Annotated in this window: 17 protein-coding genes; 3 read left to right on the top strand and 14 right to left on the bottom strand. The window is 65.5% G+C overall.

The features are described from left to right. Window positions 1-74: 74 nt before the first annotated feature. The gene (locus tag G3545_RS20750) at window positions 75-1,058 is read right to left on the bottom strand and encodes a tripartite tricarboxylate transporter substrate binding protein (protein ID WP_170015247.1); all 984 of its coding nucleotides are present in this window, start codon (window positions 1,056-1,058) and stop codon (window positions 75-77) included. 84 nt (window positions 1,059-1,142) lie between these two features. After that, window positions 1,143-2,126, bottom strand: a complete 984-nt coding sequence (locus G3545_RS20745) for a tripartite tricarboxylate transporter substrate binding protein (RefSeq protein ID WP_170015245.1) — start codon at window positions 2,124-2,126, stop codon at window positions 1,143-1,145. Window positions 2,127-2,285: 159 nt separating this feature from the next. On the opposite strand from G3545_RS20745, the gene G3545_RS20740 reads away from it, so the two are divergent. Then, a complete protein-coding gene (locus tag G3545_RS20740) occupies window positions 2,286-3,320 on the top strand; it encodes a 2-dehydropantoate 2-reductase (protein ID WP_170015243.1) in 1,035 nt (344 codons plus the stop codon). Window positions 3,321-3,458: 138 nt separating this feature from the next. Here the strand turns inward: G3545_RS20740 and G3545_RS20735 are convergent, their stop codons facing one another. Both G3545_RS20735 and G3545_RS20730 read right to left on the bottom strand, forming a co-directional pair. After that, a complete protein-coding gene (locus tag G3545_RS20735) occupies window positions 3,459-4,151 on the bottom strand; it encodes an aldolase/citrate lyase family protein (RefSeq protein WP_170015241.1) in 693 nt (230 codons plus the stop codon). A 26-nt stretch (window positions 4,152-4,177) separates the two neighbouring features. After that, the gene (locus G3545_RS20730; RefSeq protein ID WP_170015239.1) at window positions 4,178-5,305 is read right to left on the bottom strand and encodes a mandelate racemase/muconate lactonizing enzyme family protein; all 1,128 of its coding nucleotides are present in this window, start codon (window positions 5,303-5,305) and stop codon (window positions 4,178-4,180) included. 187 nt (window positions 5,306-5,492) lie between these two features. Between G3545_RS20730 and tam the strand changes: the two genes are divergently transcribed. Then, window positions 5,493-6,257, top strand: a complete 765-nt coding sequence (gene tam / locus G3545_RS20725; protein ID WP_170015237.1) for a trans-aconitate 2-methyltransferase — start codon at window positions 5,493-5,495, stop codon at window positions 6,255-6,257. Between the two features lie 120 nt (window positions 6,258-6,377). On the opposite strand, the gene G3545_RS20720 is transcribed toward tam, so the two are convergent. From G3545_RS20720 to G3545_RS20695, 6 genes are all read right to left on the bottom strand, one after another. Beyond that, complete coding sequence (locus G3545_RS20720; protein WP_170015235.1) at window positions 6,378-6,794, bottom strand: heme-binding protein; 417 nt, start codon at window positions 6,792-6,794, stop codon at window positions 6,378-6,380. Between the two features lie 37 nt (window positions 6,795-6,831). After that, window positions 6,832-8,337, bottom strand: coding sequence for a tripartite tricarboxylate transporter permease (locus G3545_RS20715; protein ID WP_170015233.1), 1,506 nt, complete (start codon window positions 8,335-8,337; stop codon window positions 6,832-6,834). Window positions 8,338-8,347: 10 nt separating this feature from the next. Beyond that, the gene (locus tag G3545_RS20710; RefSeq protein WP_170015231.1) at window positions 8,348-8,812 is read right to left on the bottom strand and encodes a tripartite tricarboxylate transporter TctB family protein; all 465 of its coding nucleotides are present in this window, start codon (window positions 8,810-8,812) and stop codon (window positions 8,348-8,350) included. Window positions 8,813-8,902: 90 nt separating this feature from the next. Further along, window positions 8,903-9,907, bottom strand: coding sequence for a tripartite tricarboxylate transporter substrate binding protein (locus tag G3545_RS20705; RefSeq protein ID WP_170015229.1), 1,005 nt, complete (start codon window positions 9,905-9,907; stop codon window positions 8,903-8,905). Window positions 9,908-9,966: 59 nt separating this feature from the next. Beyond that, window positions 9,967-10,818: an MBL fold metallo-hydrolase gene (locus tag G3545_RS20700; RefSeq protein WP_170015227.1), complete on the bottom strand. Its 852-nt coding sequence runs from the start codon at window positions 10,816-10,818 to the stop codon at window positions 9,967-9,969. A gap of 5 nt (window positions 10,819-10,823) precedes the next feature. Continuing rightward, window positions 10,824-11,690 (bottom strand): hypothetical protein, encoded by an 867-nt coding sequence (locus G3545_RS20695; protein WP_170015225.1) that lies wholly within the window; start codon window positions 11,688-11,690, stop codon window positions 10,824-10,826. Between the two features lie 310 nt (window positions 11,691-12,000). Here G3545_RS20695 and G3545_RS20690 point away from each other — a divergent pair, with 310 nt between their 5' ends. Continuing rightward, complete coding sequence (locus G3545_RS20690) at window positions 12,001-12,897, top strand: LysR substrate-binding domain-containing protein (RefSeq protein WP_170015223.1); 897 nt, start codon at window positions 12,001-12,003, stop codon at window positions 12,895-12,897. On the opposite strand, the gene G3545_RS20685 is transcribed toward G3545_RS20690, so the two are convergent. The 4 genes from G3545_RS20685 to G3545_RS20670 are packed head-to-tail and all read right to left on the bottom strand — an operon-like array spanning window position 12,879 to window position 16,183. Further along, complete coding sequence (locus G3545_RS20685; RefSeq protein WP_170015221.1) at window positions 12,879-13,613, bottom strand: ABC transporter ATP-binding protein; 735 nt, start codon at window positions 13,611-13,613, stop codon at window positions 12,879-12,881. The genes G3545_RS20690 and G3545_RS20685 overlap by 19 nt on opposite strands. Further along, on the bottom strand, window positions 13,603-14,322 hold the full coding sequence (locus tag G3545_RS20680) for an ABC transporter ATP-binding protein (protein WP_170015219.1): 720 nt from the start codon (window positions 14,320-14,322) through the stop codon (window positions 13,603-13,605). The genes G3545_RS20685 and G3545_RS20680 overlap by 11 nt, the downstream gene beginning before the upstream one ends. After that, window positions 14,319-15,311: a branched-chain amino acid ABC transporter permease gene (locus G3545_RS20675; protein ID WP_170015217.1), complete on the bottom strand. Its 993-nt coding sequence runs from the start codon at window positions 15,309-15,311 to the stop codon at window positions 14,319-14,321. The genes G3545_RS20680 and G3545_RS20675 overlap by 4 nt, the downstream gene beginning before the upstream one ends. Then, on the bottom strand, window positions 15,308-16,183 hold the full coding sequence (locus G3545_RS20670; protein ID WP_170015215.1) for a branched-chain amino acid ABC transporter permease: 876 nt from the start codon (window positions 16,181-16,183) through the stop codon (window positions 15,308-15,310). Before G3545_RS20670 ends, G3545_RS20675 begins: the two co-directional genes overlap by 4 nt. Window positions 16,184-16,332: the final 149 nt, after the last annotated feature.

Genomic DNA, 16,332 nt, shown 5'->3' with positions numbered 1-16,332 from the left:
CACTCAGTTCTCTAAGGGTGAAAATGCCCCGGCCCAATCAGGGGCCGGGGCAGGCGGACGGTGCTAACCGCCGCTCAGGGATTGGTCTTGATGCCGGCCGACTTCAGCACGTCGCGCATGGTGGCGACGTAGCTCGCCTCGAACGCCTTGAGCTGTTCCGGATCCATGTAGCCGTCCTCGAGCTGGGTCTCGGTGAGGTACTTCTTCCAGCCCGCGGTCTTGACCGCCTTGGCGAACAGGTCGGAGTAGTATTTCAGCACGTCCGGCGGCATGTCCGGCGGCCCAATGACGCCGCGCACCTGGGGCACATTGGCGATCTCAAAACCGGCTTCCTTCAGCGTCGGCACATCCGGGAAGGTGCTGATGCGGGAATTGGCGATCTGCGCCAGCGCCCGAAGCTTGCCGCTCTTCACCAGGCCGGCTTCCTCGCTCGGCTCGATCATCATCATGTCGGTATGGCCGCCGAGCAGCGCGGACATGCGCTCGCCGGCGGAGGGGAACGATACGTAGGACCATTGCGCGCCGGTCTTCGCCATCAGGAGATGGCGGATGATGCCTTCGCGCGCCAGCGCATTGCCGGCCGACTGCTTGTACTTGTTCGGCTCGGCCTTCGCCGCGTCGATGAAGTCCTTCAGCGTCTTGAAGGGCGAGTCGGCGCGCACGCAGATCAGCGCCGGCTCATAGACCAGGTTGGCGATCGGGGTCAGGTCCTGCATCGTCGTGGTCGAGACTTCCTGGACCAGCGGATCGATCAGATAGGTGCTCGAATAGAGCCCGATCGTGTAATTGTCGCCCTTCTTCTCGCCCAGATAGTTGCGGGCATTGGCGCTGCCGCCGCCGGTCTTGTTCACGATCTGGAAGCGGACGGGCAGCAGCCCTTCCTTGTCCATGATGGTGAGCAGAGCGCGGCCGAATATGTCGTTGCCGCCGCCGGGACCGGCATGGACGATGACGGTGACCGGCTGGGTCGGCTTGAACTCCGCATGCGCCGCGCCGGTGAAGGCCAGCGACAGCGCTAGTGCTGCCAAGCTACTCATATGGCCCATATTGAGCTTCATGTTTCTCTCCCTGAGATCGAGGTGCTTTGTGCGCCTTCTTGAGATACCCGCGGCGGCTTTCATGGGCTGCCGCGGGAGATACGTTCAGCGGGCGGTCTCGATGCCGGCGCCCTTGATGATAGCCTTGAGATCCGCGGCATACTTCACCAGGAACGGACCGAGCTGGTCGGCCGGCATGAAGGCCTCCTGCAGCTGGTAGTCGGCAACGTACTTCTTCCAGGACGGCGTCTGGATCATCTTGGCGAACATGTTCTGGTAGAAGGCGACTGCCTCCTTCGACATGCCGGGAGGGCCGACGACGCCTCGCGCCTGGACCGGTATGTCGATATCGAAGCCGGCCTCCTTGATGGTCGGCACGTCCGCCGGGAAGCCGTCGACCCGCTTGTCGGCGACCTGGGCAAGCGCGCGCAACTGGCCGGAACGGACCAGGTCACCGGCTTCCGTGGCGTCGAGCACGTAGATGTCGGTGTGGCCGCCGAGCACGGCCGCGATACGCTCGCCGCCGCCCTGGAACGACACATAGGACCATTGCGCCCCGGTATTGGCCATCAGCAGATAGCGCACCACCGCATCGCGGCCGAGCGGCGAGCCGCCGGACTGCTTGTACTTGTTCGGCGCGGCCTTTGCCGCGTCGACGAAGTCCTTCAGCGTCTTGAACGGCGAATCGGCGCGCACCACCACAAGCGCCGGCTCGACGATCAGATTGGCGATCGGCGTCAGGCCCTGCAGCGAATTGGTGGCGTCCTTCTGCACGATGTAGTCGCTGGTCCAGTTGCTGGCGAACAGCGCGATCGTGTTGTTGTCGCCGGCCAGGCCGGTGACGAAGTTCATCGCATTGGTGCTGCCGCCGCCGGTCTTGTTGACCATGACGAAGCGCACCGGATTGAGCTTCTCCTTCTCCAGCACGCTGATCATGGCGCGGCCGAACACGTCATTCGCGCCGCCCGGCCCAGCATGAGTCACGACCTGGACCGGCTTGGTCGGCACGAAATCCTCGGCTTGAGCCGAACCCGCAATCGCAAGCAGCCCGAACCCGAGTGCTGCGGCCTTCAGAACAAATGACGTCATCGCTTCCTCCGTCCACGTCGTTCATGGCGCGTGGATTAGGATTGTACGTTAACATCGATCAGTGCAATGTCAACGAAACGCAATCGACGTTCGTGAGCATTTTGAACGGCCCAAACGTAAGGTTGCAGTGCACAAACCACGCGGGGAAATGCAATGCGGATGGCACTATTCGGAGCCGGCGCGGTCGGCGGCTATGTCGGCGGATACCTGGCGCATGCGGGTCATGACGTAACGCTGATCGACCTTTGGCCGGCCCATATCGAGGCCATCAGAACGAGCGGGCTCGAACTGTCCGGGCCGGAAGGCGCCACCCGCGTGACGCCGCGGGTCCTCGGCATCGGCGAGGTGTCCTCGCTGGTGAAATCCGAGCCGATCGATGTCGCCTTCGTGTCGGTGAAATCCTACGACACCGAATGGATAGCGACGCTGATCAAGCCGTACCTCGCCAAGGACGGCTGCGTCGTCTCGCTGCAGAATTGCCTGAACGAGGAGACCATCGCCCGCGTTATTGGTCGCGAACGCACGCTCGGCTGCGTGGTCGCCAGCATCTCGGTCGCCCTGTTCGAGCCGGGCCGCATCCGCCGCGAGCGCGCCCGCCGCACCGAGGGACACAATGTGTTCCGGGTCGGCGAGATCGACGGACGGATGAGCGAGCGCGCCAGCCTCATTGCCGACGCCTTGCAGAGCGTTGACAACGCCACCGTGACAGGCAATCTGATCGGCGAGCGCTGGTCGAAACTCGCCAACAACGCCATGAACAGCGGCATCGGTGCCACTACCGGCCTCTCCGCCAAACAGGGCATCGCCCACCCGGTGCTGCGCGGCTTTATGATCGATCTTGCCAGCGAAGCCGCCGGCATCGCGGACCGCCTGGGCCATCGCCTGGAGAAGATCGCCAAGCTGGATGCCGGCCTCTTCGTGCGCACCGCGAACGGGAACCAGGACGCGCGCGCCGAACTCGAACAGAAGCTCATCGCGCTGGCGGATACCTTGCCCGTCGAGCGCCTGTCCTCGATGGGCCAGGACGTGCAGAAGGGCCGCCGCACCGAGATCGACTTCCTCAATGGCTATGTCGTCGACAAGGGCCTCGAGGCGGGCATTCCGACGCCGGCCAATGCGCGCGTGGTCGAGATCGTGCACCGCATCGAACGCGGGGAGCTCAAGGCGGATCTGGGCAATCTAGTGGGGAGCTAGGGCCTGAGAGCCGAAAAACATTCGTCATCCCGGAACGGCCGCAAGGCCGTATCCGGGATCGTGCAAACGCTCTTCAATGTCACGCGATCCCGGCTCTCCGGCTGCGCCTGCGGCCGGGATGACGCAGTGTGAGAGCCCTCACCGCCCCTTGGCGGCGCTGAGGAACGCCTTCGAACCACGCATCATGAACTGCTTCTGGTGGACGTTGATCCAGCGCAGGCCGATGTCCATGTAGTGTGCGACCGAATCGATCTCGTCCTGCACATTCATGCCGGCGACCTTGCCGGCATCGGCAACGCGCTTGATGCCGTCCTCGACCAATGCGCGCACCCTAGGGTTCTTGCGGTCGCCCTTCAGCCCCATCGATTCGGCAAGGTCGTTCTGGCCGAAATAGAAGACGTCGATGCCGCCGAGCTCCAGTATTTCCGGCAGCGCGTCGACACCCGATTTGGACTCGATCATGGCGATGATGATCTTGTCGCGATAGTCGCCCTTGTCCCAGTGGGACATGCCCTCGATCAACGATTCCGCCTCTTCGCGGCTGCCGATCTTGGGCGCCTGGATGCCGCCGGCGCCGCAACTCAGATAGCGGTTTATCAGCCCGGGATCCTTGTTGTAGGGCCGCAGCACCGAAGCCATGCCCGACACCCGCGCCGCGCGCGCCAGTTCTTCCACCAGCTTGAAATCGGTGCTGCTCTGCTCGCAATCGATGAACAGCGCGTCGAAGCCGAGCCCGCCGACGAACTCGACCATTTGCGGCGTCGGGAAATCGCAATTGCAGACGGCGATGACCTTCTCCGCCAGCACCTTCTGCTTGATCGTGTCAGCCATTGGCGTTCCTCGTTTTGTGCTTTGAGTCAGGCTCTGTTCTTGTTGATGAAGTCCCAGTCGAGCTCATAGCCGAAGCCCGGCTTCTCGTTCATGTAGACGTAGCTGTCCTTGATCTGCGCGCGGTCGGAATACATGCCGTGCCACAGCGGGTCGCGGTAGGGCGAGCCGTGGGATTCCACCGCATAGCCGCCGCGCGGGAACGCCGCGACCAGATGGCAATGCAGCTCCGGCGCATGATGCGGTGTGATCAGTACGTCGTGGTGATCGGCGATGTGCGCCACCCGCAGCGCCTCGGTGAGGCCGCCATAGCGCGTGGCGTCGAACTGCATGTAGCGCACGCCGCCGAGGGTAATGAAGTCGCGGCAGGTGAAGCGGGTGATCTCGCGCTCACCATGGGCCAGCGGGATCGGCGAGGCCGCCGCGAGCCGGCCGAAATCCACCGGCTGCAAGTACCAGTGCAGCGGCTCCTCGAGCCAGGTGATGTTGAAGGGCGCCACCGCCTTGGCGAAGGCGATGCAGTCGGTCAGGTCGTAGGCGCCGTTCATGTCGAGCATCAGACCGATATCGTCGCCAATCGCCGCGCGCGTCGCCCGCACGCGTTCGACCTCGTCGTCCATCCGTCCGGCGCCGGTCTTGAGCTTCACCGCCTTGAAGCCGGCATCGACGAAGCTCGCCATCTCGTCGGCGCAGGCGGTGAGCTTCTCGCCTTCGACATAATAGCCGCCGGTCGCATAGGTGAAGATCGGCTTGTTCTCGGCACCGAGCAGGCGGAACAGCGGCATGCCCGCCGCCTTGCCGTGCAGGTCCCACATCGCCATGTCGATGCCGCCGATCGCGCTCATGATTTGCGGGCGCGCGCCACGCGGCAGGCCGCCGCCGCCGACCCGCGGCGCGGTGAGCGAGAACAGCTTCTCCCAGACCCCGATCGGCGAGCGCGCATCCATGCCGATGACGGTCTCCGCGAAGCGCTCGATCCACTTGCAGATCTCGTTCATCGGCGTCGATGAGACCTGCCCGTAACCGACCAGCCCGTCGCTGGAGCGGATCTCGACCAGCACCAAGGTGACGTCTTCGCGCGCCTCATGGGCGGTGTGGTGTTTCCTGCGCAGCGGTGCCCGCAACGGGTGGGCGGTCACGGACTCGACGGTGCTCACAATTTCCTCCGCAGCTTCGTGCCGGCTTTGCGCCGATCAACCATCGTGATTGCACGAGATGGCGTTATAGTGCAATACCTGACGCACGGGCATCGCTCTCGGCACGTCAGGAAAGCGATTGCTCGACACGTTGTTTTTGTGGGATTCGAAGTCGACGGCCGCGAGCCGTGACGAGATCAGGTGATCCATGGATTGGTCAGCTACCCAATATCTCCGGTTCCGCGACGAGCGCACGAGGCCGGCCCGCAACCTGCTGGATGCCGTGCCGAACTTCTCTCCCAAGGAGGTGATCGACATTGGCTGCGGCCCGGGGAATTCGACGGCGCTGCTGGTCGAGCGCTTTCCGGACGCGGCGGTAGCCGGGCTCGATTCCTCGCCGGCCATGCTGGAGGAAGCGCGCAAGGCGCTGCCCGGCACCCGCTTCGAACTGGCGCGGCTCGACGAATGGCAGCCGGACCGCGACTATGACCTGATCTACGGCAATGCCGTGCTGCAATGGCTGCCGGACCACCGGACGCTGGTGCCGAAGCTCGCCGGGCATCTCGCGCCGGGCGGCACGGTCGCCTTCCAGATGCCGGACAATCTCGGCGAGCCGAGCCACGTCTCCATGGCCGACACCGTCGCCGCCGGGCCATGGTCAAGCCGGCTCGAAGCGGCCCGCATTCGCGACGACCTGCTGTCGCCGGCCGGCTATTACGCCCTGCTGTCGCCGATCTGCTCGCAGATCGACATCTGGCGCACCGTCTATCACCATGTGATGGACAGCCCTGAGGCGATCGTCGAATGGTTCAAGGGCTCGGCGCTGCGCCCCCTGCTCGGCAAGCTGGACGAGGACGAGCGCCCGACCTTCCTGGAGGCCTATACGCGGCTCATCACCGAGCGCTATCCGCGCCAGCCGGACGGCAAGGTGCTGCTGGCCTTCCCGCGCCTGTTCATCGTCGCGACGCGGTGATCATTGGTATGTCGTCATCCCGGCCGAGCGTAGCGAGAGCCGGGATCGCGTGCCCGTAGAGTGCGTCACGCGATCCCGGATACGGCCTTGCGGCCGTTCCGGGATGACGTCAAGACTTCTTTACGCCCCCGTATCCGCCACCAGCCCCTGGCCGGTGATGCCCGCGACGGCCACGATCTCGTCATTGTCCGAGGTCTCGCCCGATACGCCCACCGCGCCGAGGATCTCTCCTGCCGCGTCCTTGACCAGTACGCCGCCGGGCACCGGCACGAACAGGCCCCCGACCGCATGGGTCACCGCCGCCAGGAAATGCGGCGGGCGCTTGGCGATGTCGCGGGTGCCGAGGCCCATCGAGATGGCGGCATTGGCCTTGCCCATGGCGATCTCGGCGCGCTTGGTGCTGGTGCCGTCCTGCGCGGCGAGCGCACGCACTGCGCCCCGCGCGTCGAGCACCGCCACGGCGAGCGGATTGAAACCGCGCGCACCCGCATCCGCGAGCACGCCGGCAAGGATCGATTGAGCGACTTCCAGCTTCACGAAGAACCCCCTGAACGATTGAACCGAGCCGCTGGTGTCAGGCTTCCTCCTGGAACGCCTCGACGCGGCCGCGGCTGATGGTCGGCAGCAGCACAATAATGATCAGCACGACAGCCGCCAGCAGCATTGCGCCGCTGATCGGGCTGGTGATGAAGATCATCGGATCGCCATGCGACAGCAGCATCGCGCGGCGGGAATATTCCTCCATCATCGGGCCGAGGATGAAGGCGAGCAGCATCGGCGCCGGTTCCGCGCCAAGCCGGCGGAACACGTAGCCGACAAGGCCGAACAGCGCCATGCAGTAGACGTCGAAGGTCGAGTTGTTCAGGCTGAACACGCCGATGCAGCAGAACACCAGGATGATCGGATAGAGGTACCGGTACGGCACCGAGATCAGCTTCACCCAGAACCCGACGAGGGGCAGATTGAGGATCAGCAGCATCAGGTTGCCGATCCACATCGAGACGATCAGCCCCCAGAACAGCGCCGGCTGCTCGGTCATCACCGAAGGCCCCGGCTGGATGCCCTGGATGATCATGGCGCCGATCATCAGCGCCATCACCGCATTCGAGGGGATGCCGAGCGTCAGCATCGGGATGAAGGAGGTCTGGGCGCCGGCATTGTTGGCGGACTCGGGAGCAGCCACGCCTTCGATCGCGCCCTTGCCGAACTCCCATTGCCGCCGCGAGATCTTCTTCTCCAGCGAATAGGCGCCGAACGAGGCCAGCATGGCGCCGCCGCCCGGCAATATGCCGAGCACCGAGCCGAACAGCGTGCCGCGCAGGATGGGCATCGCCATGCGCCGGAAATCCTCGCGCGACGGCATCAGCGTGGTGATGGTCTTGGTCTGTACGTCCTGGCTGACGCCGCTGCCGAGATTGGCGATGATCTCGCCGAGCCCGAACATGCCCATGGCGAGGATGACGAAGTTCAGCCCGTCGCCGAGTTCGGGAAAATCGAACACATAGCGCTGCATGCCGGAATTGACGTCGGTGCCGACAAAGCCGAGCAGCAGGCCGATCAGGATCATGCCCAGCGCATGCAGCAGCGAGCCGTGCGCCAGCACGATCGAGGCGATGAGACCCAGCACCATCAGCGAGAAATACTCGGCCGGGCCGAATTCGAGCGCGAGATCCGCCAGCGGCGGAGCGAACAGGATGATCACCAGCGTGGCGATGGTGCCGGCAACGAATGAGCCGATCGCCGCGGTAGCCAGGGCGACGCCGGCGCGGCCGCGCTGCGCCATCTGGTAGCCGTCGAGCGTGGTGACGACCGAGGAGCTCTCGCCCGGCAGGTTCACTAGGATCGCCGTGGTCGAGCCGCCATATTGCGCACCGTAATAGATGCCGGCGAGCATGATCAGCGCGGTCTCCGCCGGCAGGCCGAAGGTGAGCGGCAGCAGCATGGCGATGGTCGCCACCGGCCCGAGGCCGGGCAGCACGCCGATCGCGGTGCCGAGCAGCACGCCGATGAAGCAATAAGCCAGATTGGTGAAGCTGAGCGCGGTTTGCAGCCCGAGGCCGAGATCGCCGAGAAGTTCCATGCCAGCGTCCTCAGTTGCCGAACCAGGTGCCGATGAGCGGCAGCGGAACGCCGAGCCCCCGGACGAAGACGAGACTGCAGAAGGCGATAAGCCCGGCGAGGCCGAGCATCGGCATCCATTGCAGGCGGAATTCCGAGCTGCCGGCGGCGCTGAGCAACGCCAGGGCCAGGATCGCCCCGATGAGCCCGAGCGGCTCGGCGAGCACGGCGAAGGCGACGACGCCGGCAAGCACCAGCAGCAGCGGTTTCAGCGCCAGCGTGCCGACCGGCTCGCCGGTGAATTGCACCGAGCGCACGAAGGAGATGACCGCGAACAGGATCAGCAGCAGGCAGACCGCGCCGGGCATGTAGCCGGGGCCCATCCGCCCGGCGGTGCCCATCGGATAGTCCTGCGCGAACCACAGGCCGAAGCCGCCAAAGGCGAGATAGACGAGGCCGAGCCAGAATTCCCTGGGCGCACGAATGGCAAGACGCATCGTGGTCGTTCCCGAATGCGAGGTGAGGAAGAGACGCAACCGCGCCGGCCCGGGTATCACCCCGGCCGGCGCGGTACGCGGAGCGGGCAATCAGTCGATCTTGGCGCCCGATTCCTTCACGACCTTCGACCATTTGTCATAGTCGGCCTTCAGCATGGTCGCGAACTGGTCGCTGGTGCCGCCGACGACGTCACCGCCTTCAGCCAGGATCTTCTCGCGGACCTCCGGGAGCTTGATCGCCTCATTGGCGGCGGCGTTCAGCTTCTTCACCACGTCCGGCGGCGTGCCGGCGGGGACCAGCAGGCCATACCAGGTGCCGGCGTCAAAGCCGGGATAGCCCTGCTCGCCGATCGTCGGCACGTCCGGCAGCGCCGGGCTGCGCTTCACCGCCGAGACCGCGACGGGGCGCAGCTTGCCGGCCTTGATCTGCGACAGCGCGGTCGGCACCGACGACAGCATCACCGGCACACGCCCGCCCATCACGTCGGTCAAAGCCGGCGCCGCGCCCTTGTAGGGGATATGGGTGAACTTGATGCCGGCGGCCTTCTGGAAAAGTTCGCCGGTGAGGTGCGAGACGGTGCCATTTCCGGGCGTCGCCAGCGCGAGCCCATCGGGCGATTCCTTCGCCGCCTTCACCACGTCGGCGAGCGTCTTGTAGGGCGACTGCGCGCCGACCACCATGACGTTCGGCGATTCCGCCAGCATAACCACCGGGATGAAGTCCTTGATGGTGTCGAACGGCAGCTTGGCATAAAGCGACGGATTGATGGAGAAATGCGCGGTCTGGCCGATGACGATGGTGTAGCCATCCGGCGCAGCCTTGGCGACATAGTCGACGGCGATGTTGCCGCCGGCGCCGGCCTTGTTCTCCACCACCACCGGCTGCTTCAGGCTCGCACTGATCTTGTCGCCGATGACGCGGGCAATGACGTCCATGCCGCCGCCGGCGGTGCCGGGCACTACGAGCTTGATCGGCCGGCTCGGATAATCATCGGCCTGCGCCACCAGCGGCAGCATCAGGCCGGCCGCGAAGGCCGCACCGGCGAGGCATGCGGCGCGCCGCGAAAGCCGTAGCGTGCGTGTCCTGAAGTCCATGTTTTCCTCCCTCTGTCGTCTTGTTTGTCGTTTGTCTGTTCGTTGTCCGGCGGGGCCTTTTAGCGACGCGCCGTCTCTTCCAACTCCCTGGGTGGCGGCGCGAGCCCGGTCTCGGTGCCGGATTCCGGCACCGAGCTGCCATAGAGCAGCCCTTCCTTCACCTTCGGCACGGTCTGCGCCGGGTCGAGGATCGGCAAGCCGTGGCTGGGGGCGATGACGCGCACGTCGAGATCGTCGACCAGCCATTGCAGCCGGTCGGCATAGAGATTCATGTCGGTGAACTTGGTCCAGAACAGCGCGCGGTCGGCGAACACCGCGGAGACTTCCGGCAGGTTCAGCGACACCGCCTCCTCGGCGAACAGGCCGCAATGGCCGTCCTCGTGATAGTGGCTGTAGGCGAAGCCATCGCCCGGGAACAGCACCCGCTCCTTGGTGTCGAAGCCCCACCATGTGGTGCGCAGATCGCGGATCACCGGCTCCACGGCGACGAAGGAGCGCCCGCCGAGATCGATGCTGTCGCCGCCCTTCATGTCCATGAGCCGGCCTTCCAGCCAGGGGAAGGCGAGGTGGTAGTCGCACAAATCCCCGCACAGCACCGCCTCGGGATAGCGGCTGAGCACCCGGCCGAGCCCGCCGGAATGCGGCGTCTCCTGATGCGTGACGAACAGGTATTTGAGCGGCGGGCGACCCGCGAGGATCTGCTTCATCTGCTTGTCGAGCAGCGGGAAATCCTTGGGATGCCCGGTCTCTATCAGCATCGAGGCTTCGGTGCCGACCAGCAGGAAGGCGGCGTTGTAGGTGTGGTAGATCTTGCCGTTGGCGCGCTGCTCCAGGCAGTCGCCAAGCCAGAACACGCCTTCGGCGAGTTCGCGCGGCAGCGTCTTGCGTTGCACCATGTTGTGCTCGCACATGGCTTTCACCTCAGCTCGTCGCGATCGACATAATGGGGGGCGACCACGCCGCGATCGAGGTTGCGCAGCACGTCTTCGAACATGGCGACCTGCTTCTCGACGAGGTCGCGGCCGGTGAGGATGCGGCCATAGCCCGGGGCGATAGTCTCGATGTCGTATTTGTCGAACACCGCGGCGAGCTTGCTGCGCAGCGATTCGGTGTCGCCGCCCTCCAGCCACCAGTAGCGGGTGTTCAGCAGGAAGCTGCGCAACTGCGCCGGCGTCGTGGTGTTGTCGTCGACCGACGTGGTCCACGGCCCGGCCGGACTCTGGCTCCATTCATGGGAGAAGCTGTCGGAGGTGAACAGCGTGCGGGTGGCGCCGTCGTAAATCCAGCGCGTGCCGATCAGCCGGATCGGCGCCTGGAAGGCATCGATGGCGCGGCTCTTGTCGCGGCCGACGAAAAGCGTCTGCTTGCGCGCCACCAGCGTGGTCTTCAGCGAATAGGGCTTCTGCTCGGCGGCATCCGAGCGCCCGCCGAAATCCACCCAGAGCGCCGCGTCGGCATTGCCCGAATAGCACTGGATGACATTGAAGTTGGCGGCGATCGCCTCGACATTGCACACCGACATGTATTCGTTGATGCGCAGTGGATAGACCGACAGCGTTGCCTCAGGTTCAAGGATGCTGCCGATCTGCGCGATCAGCGACGGCGCATGGGCGGTGAAGCCGCTGTCCAGCAGCACGGCATCGTCGCCTTCCTTGATCAGATAGCAGTTCGACACCGTGTAGCCGCGCGCATCGGCCGGATAGGCGCTGACGCGCCCGTCGAGTGCGATCACGTTCTGCAACGCATAGAGCCGGCCCGGCACCAGTTCGGCGATGGGACCCATGACAGGAGTGGTCGCGGGCGCAAAAATACGCGGAGGAGCGCTGGCCGCGAGAGCCTGTTCAGCCATTCGGAATTTCCTTGATTGCCGCAGCGAACATCTGCCGCGTGCGCGCGATTCCCCGCAGGCGTTCGCGCCTCGCTGGTGCCCTCATCGATCCTCCCCGCATGGCCCTGCTCATCCCGCCGCTGACGCGGCGACCGGCGAGGCTCATATTGAAAGCGATCTAGAAAGGACTTCCGCAGCGGGTCAAACGACTTATAGTGCGAGGTCATTGAGAAAAACTCAAAGACTCAAACTCAAAGCTCCTCGCATGCGCCTGCCTCCCCTCAATGCGGTACGCACCTTCGAAGTGGCCGGCCGGCTCGCGAATTTCAGCAAGGCCGCCGCCGAGCTGAACGTCACGCCGGGCGCGGTCAGCCGGCAGGTGCGCAAGCTGGAGGACCATCTCGGCATCCGGCTGTTCGCCCGCGAGGGCACCGAGGTACGGCTGACCGAGCACGGGCGGACCTATCTCGCCTCGGTGCAGGACTCATTCCGGCGCCTGGAGAGCGCGACGCGCAACATGGATGCGCAGCAGGCCGCGCATCCGCTGCACATCTGGGGATCGCGCTATTTCATCCGGCTGTGGCTGGTGCCGCGTCTGCCGGATTTCCACCTGCGCTTTCCCGACCAGGAAGTCATCATCAGCCCGGCCCTGCCCGGCGACCCGATGCCGGGCGATGTCGATGTCGCCATCCGGCTCGGCCGGGAGGAACGCTCCGACCTGAGTTCCGACCTGTTGATGCACTGCGCGGTGCGGCCGATGTGCAGCCCGGCCTATCTGCGCAGCAGCCCGCCACTGGAAAAGCCGCAGGATCTCGAGCACCACGCGCTTTTGCAGACCCCGGGCGGCGCCGAAGACTGGAACCGCTGGTACGCCGTCACCGGCGCGCCCGCGGTCCCGATGCTGCATCGCATGACCTTCTCCAGCACTGACATCGCCTATAGTGCCGCGCTGGATGGTGTCGGCATCGTGCTCGGCCGGCGCGGTTTCTTCGAGGCCGACCAGCAGAAGGGCAACCTCGTCGCGCCGTTCGACCGCTTCTATGAATCGCAGGACGGCTTCTATCTCAGTTGCCGTAATGAATGGCCGCGCCCGTTGCGCATCAACCGCTTCCGCAACTGGATGATGGAGCGGCTGAGTGAGGCTCAGGCGCCGCCGAGATAGAGCCGGCGCACGATGTCGCTGTCGCGCAGCGCCTGCGGATCCTCCGCCGCGTGCTCGATCCGGCCGTGCACCAGCACATAGCCGCGATCGGCAATGCGGATGGCCTGCGGGAAGTTCTGCTCTGCCATGAGCACGGTAAGGCCAAGCCTTTGCTTGAGCTCGGCTATGGTATCGATGGTGCGCGCCACCAGGATCGGCGCGAGGCCGACCGAGGGCTCGTCGACCAGCAGGATCTTCGGCAACGTCATCAGCGCCCGGCCTATGGCGAGCATTTGCTGCTCGCCGCCGCTCATCGAGCCGGCAAGCTGGCCGCGGCGCTCCTTCAGGCGCGGAAACGCCTCGTAGCAAAAGGCCAGCGTCTCCACCCGCTTCGGTCGCGCCGCCGCGCGGAAGGCGCCGAGCAGCAGATTCTCCTCGACCGTGAGCTTCGGGAACAGGCGCCGCCCTTCCGGCACGAGGGCGATGCCGAGACCGACAATGTCCTCGGTGGAACGACCGACAAGATCATGCTCGACACCGTCTATGGTGGCGCGCACGCGTCCCTGCGTCGGTCGAATCTGGCCGGTCACGCATTTCATCAGCGTGCTCTTGCCGTTGCCATTGGTGCCGAGCAGCGCGACGGTCTCGCCGGAGGCGACCTTGATATCGATGCCGGTCAGCACGCGGACCGCGCCATAGCCGGCATGCAGCCCCTCTATGGTGATGCTATTGGCCAAGATACGCCCTCTCCACATCGGCGTGCGCCATCACCTCGTGGGGATCGCCGTCGGCGATCTTGCGGCCGGCCACCAGCACCACGATGCGCTGCGAGAAGCGCATCACCGCGCGCATGATGTGCTCGATGAGGATGATGGCGATGCCCTCGCCGTTTAGCCGCTCCAGCAGCTCGACGATCTCGTCGACCTCGCTGTCGGAGAGGCCGGCCATCGCCTCGTCGGCGATAAGGAGGCGCGGGCTGGCAGCGAGCGCGCGGCCGAGCTCCAGCTTGCGCAACTCGACCTGGCTGAGATCCCTGGGACTGCGGTAGGCCTTGGCCCCAAGGCCGATGCTCTCCAGTATCGCCAGCGCCCGGTGTTCGCTGCCCTCCACCGGAGGCGTCGCCAGCGCGAAGCGCAGCGGCACCATCACATTCTCGACCACGCTGAGCTTCTTGAACGGGCGTGGGATCTGGAAAGAGCGCACCAGGCCGCGTCGCGCCCGCTGCCACGCGGGAAGGCCGGCGACGCTGGCGCCTTCGAACAGGATATCGCCGCGCTCCGGATCGAGCGCGCCGGAGATGCAGTTCACAAAGGTGCTCTTGCCCGAGCCATTGGGGCCGATCAGCCCCACCCGCTCGCCGGGCGCGACGATGAAATCGACGGCGTCGAGCGCGGTGAAGCCGCCGAACTGCTTGGTGATGGAGCGTGCCTCCAGGATCGGCGTCATGAGCGCTTCCCCTGCCAAGCCCGCACCAGGCCCACCACGCCGGTCGGCGCCACGGTGACGAACACCACCAGCACGATGCCGACGATCAAGAGATTCGCCGCCGAGGAGATGGTGACGGTGAGCACCTGCTGGGTGGCGCCGAGCAGGATCGCGCCCAGCACCGGTCCCCACCACGTCGCGGTGCCCCCGATCAACGGCATGGCGATGGCGTTCACCGCAATGGCGAGGCTGAAGGCGGAGGGCGGATCGACATAGGTGATGAAATAGGGAAACGGCGCGCCGGCCATGCCCATCAGCGCGCCGCACAGCGTGGTGGCGAGCAGCTTGAGCCGCAGCCCCGGCACGCCGCTCGCCTCCGCGGCGAGTTCGTCGTCGCGAATCGCGGCGAGCCCCATGCCGACCCAGGACCGCTCCACCGCCACCGCGATCAGCACGGCGAAGATGGCCAGTGCCGTCATCACCACCAGCAGATACTGCACATAGCTGGCGAATGGCGCGGTCGCGTCGGGGCGCAGCATATAGGCGCCGCGCGCGCCGCCGACGAAGCTCCAATTGACGATCAGGGTCTGCAGCACCACCGCCAGAGCCAGCGTGGCGATGGAGAAGAATACGCCGCGCAGCCGCAGCGTGAGGAAGCCGGTGCCGAGCCCGAGCAGCCCCGCCACCACGCCGGCGGCGAGGATCGCCACCGGCAAGGGCAGTTCGACGAGGTTCTCCAGCGCGATGGTGGTGTAGCAGCCGACCGCGAAGAAGCCGGCAGTGCCGAAATTCACATAGCCGGCATAGCCGCCGAGGATGTTCCAGCCGGTGGCGAGCACGACATATTGCAGGATGACGTAGGCAGCGAGGAAGTAGTACTCGCTCACCTTGTCACCGAGCGCCATTTCCAGCGCGATCAGCGCGAGGCCGACGACCAGGATCGGCAAGCTGAAGGGCCGCGGCGCGCGGCGAGCGGCGGGCGCCGCGACGGAGGGCAGGACAGCGCTCATCGGCCGAGTATCCCCGCGGGACGGAAGGCAAGGGTCAGCAGCAGCACGCCGAACGCCACCGCCGGCGACCAGGACGGGCCGAAGAAGGTCGAGGTCATGGTCTCGGCGATGCCGAGGATCATCGCCGCGATCAGCGTTCCCGGCAGGCTGGTCATGCCTCCCAGCACGCAGATGGCAAAGGCGCGGCCGATGAATTCGCGCCCGATCGACGGCTCCACCGACTGGATGAGGATCAGCAGCACGCCGGCGACGATGGCGGTTCCGACCGCGATGCCGAAGGCAATCTCCTTGGTCTTCACAGGGCTGGCGCCGATGAGCCGCACCGCCTCCGGATCCTGCGCCACCGCGAGGATGGCGCGGCCGGTGAAGCTCCTGGAGAGATAAAGCTGTACGCCAAGCAGCATGGCGACGCCGGCGATGCAGGGCACGGCGAGGCGCAGCGGGATCTGGACGGCGCCGATCTCGTAGGTCGTGGCAAGATAAGGCAGGTCGATCAGCCGGTAGTCGACGCCGAAGGTCAGCACCAGGCTGATCTCGACGATGAACATGATGCCGAAGAAGAACGCCAGCCCTTGCAGCGAATCGTCGCCGCGCCGTTCGAAGAAATGATAGTAAACCCGGTAGAACAACCGGCCGAACAGGAAGCCGCCGATCGCGAACACAGGCGCTGACAGGAAGGGGTCGACACCGAGGGTATTGATGCTGAGGAAGGCCAGGAACGAGCCGAGCACGACGAAGGCGGGATGGGCGATATTGACGATGTCCAGCATGCCGAAGGCGATGGTCACGCCGAGCGCCACGGCGGCATAGAAGCCGCCGAGCATGATCCCGGAGGCCACCGCATTCAGCAGCAGGTCCCAGCTGAATTCCATATCCGTCCCTACTTCTCCTGATAGAGAGCGACCTCATCCTGAGGCGCTCGGGCAAAGCCCGAGCCTCGAAGGATGTTCGTGGCGATGGCCGTTGCCCGGCTTCAACATCCTTCGAGGCTCGCTTTCGCTCGCACCTCAGGATGACGTGG

Source organism: Starkeya sp. ORNL1 (genome assembly GCF_012971745.1).
Taxonomy (GTDB): domain Bacteria; phylum Pseudomonadota; class Alphaproteobacteria; order Rhizobiales; family Xanthobacteraceae; genus Ancylobacter.
Note: the sequence above shows the minus strand (reverse complement) of the source record. Positions and strands in the feature narration are given on the sequence as shown.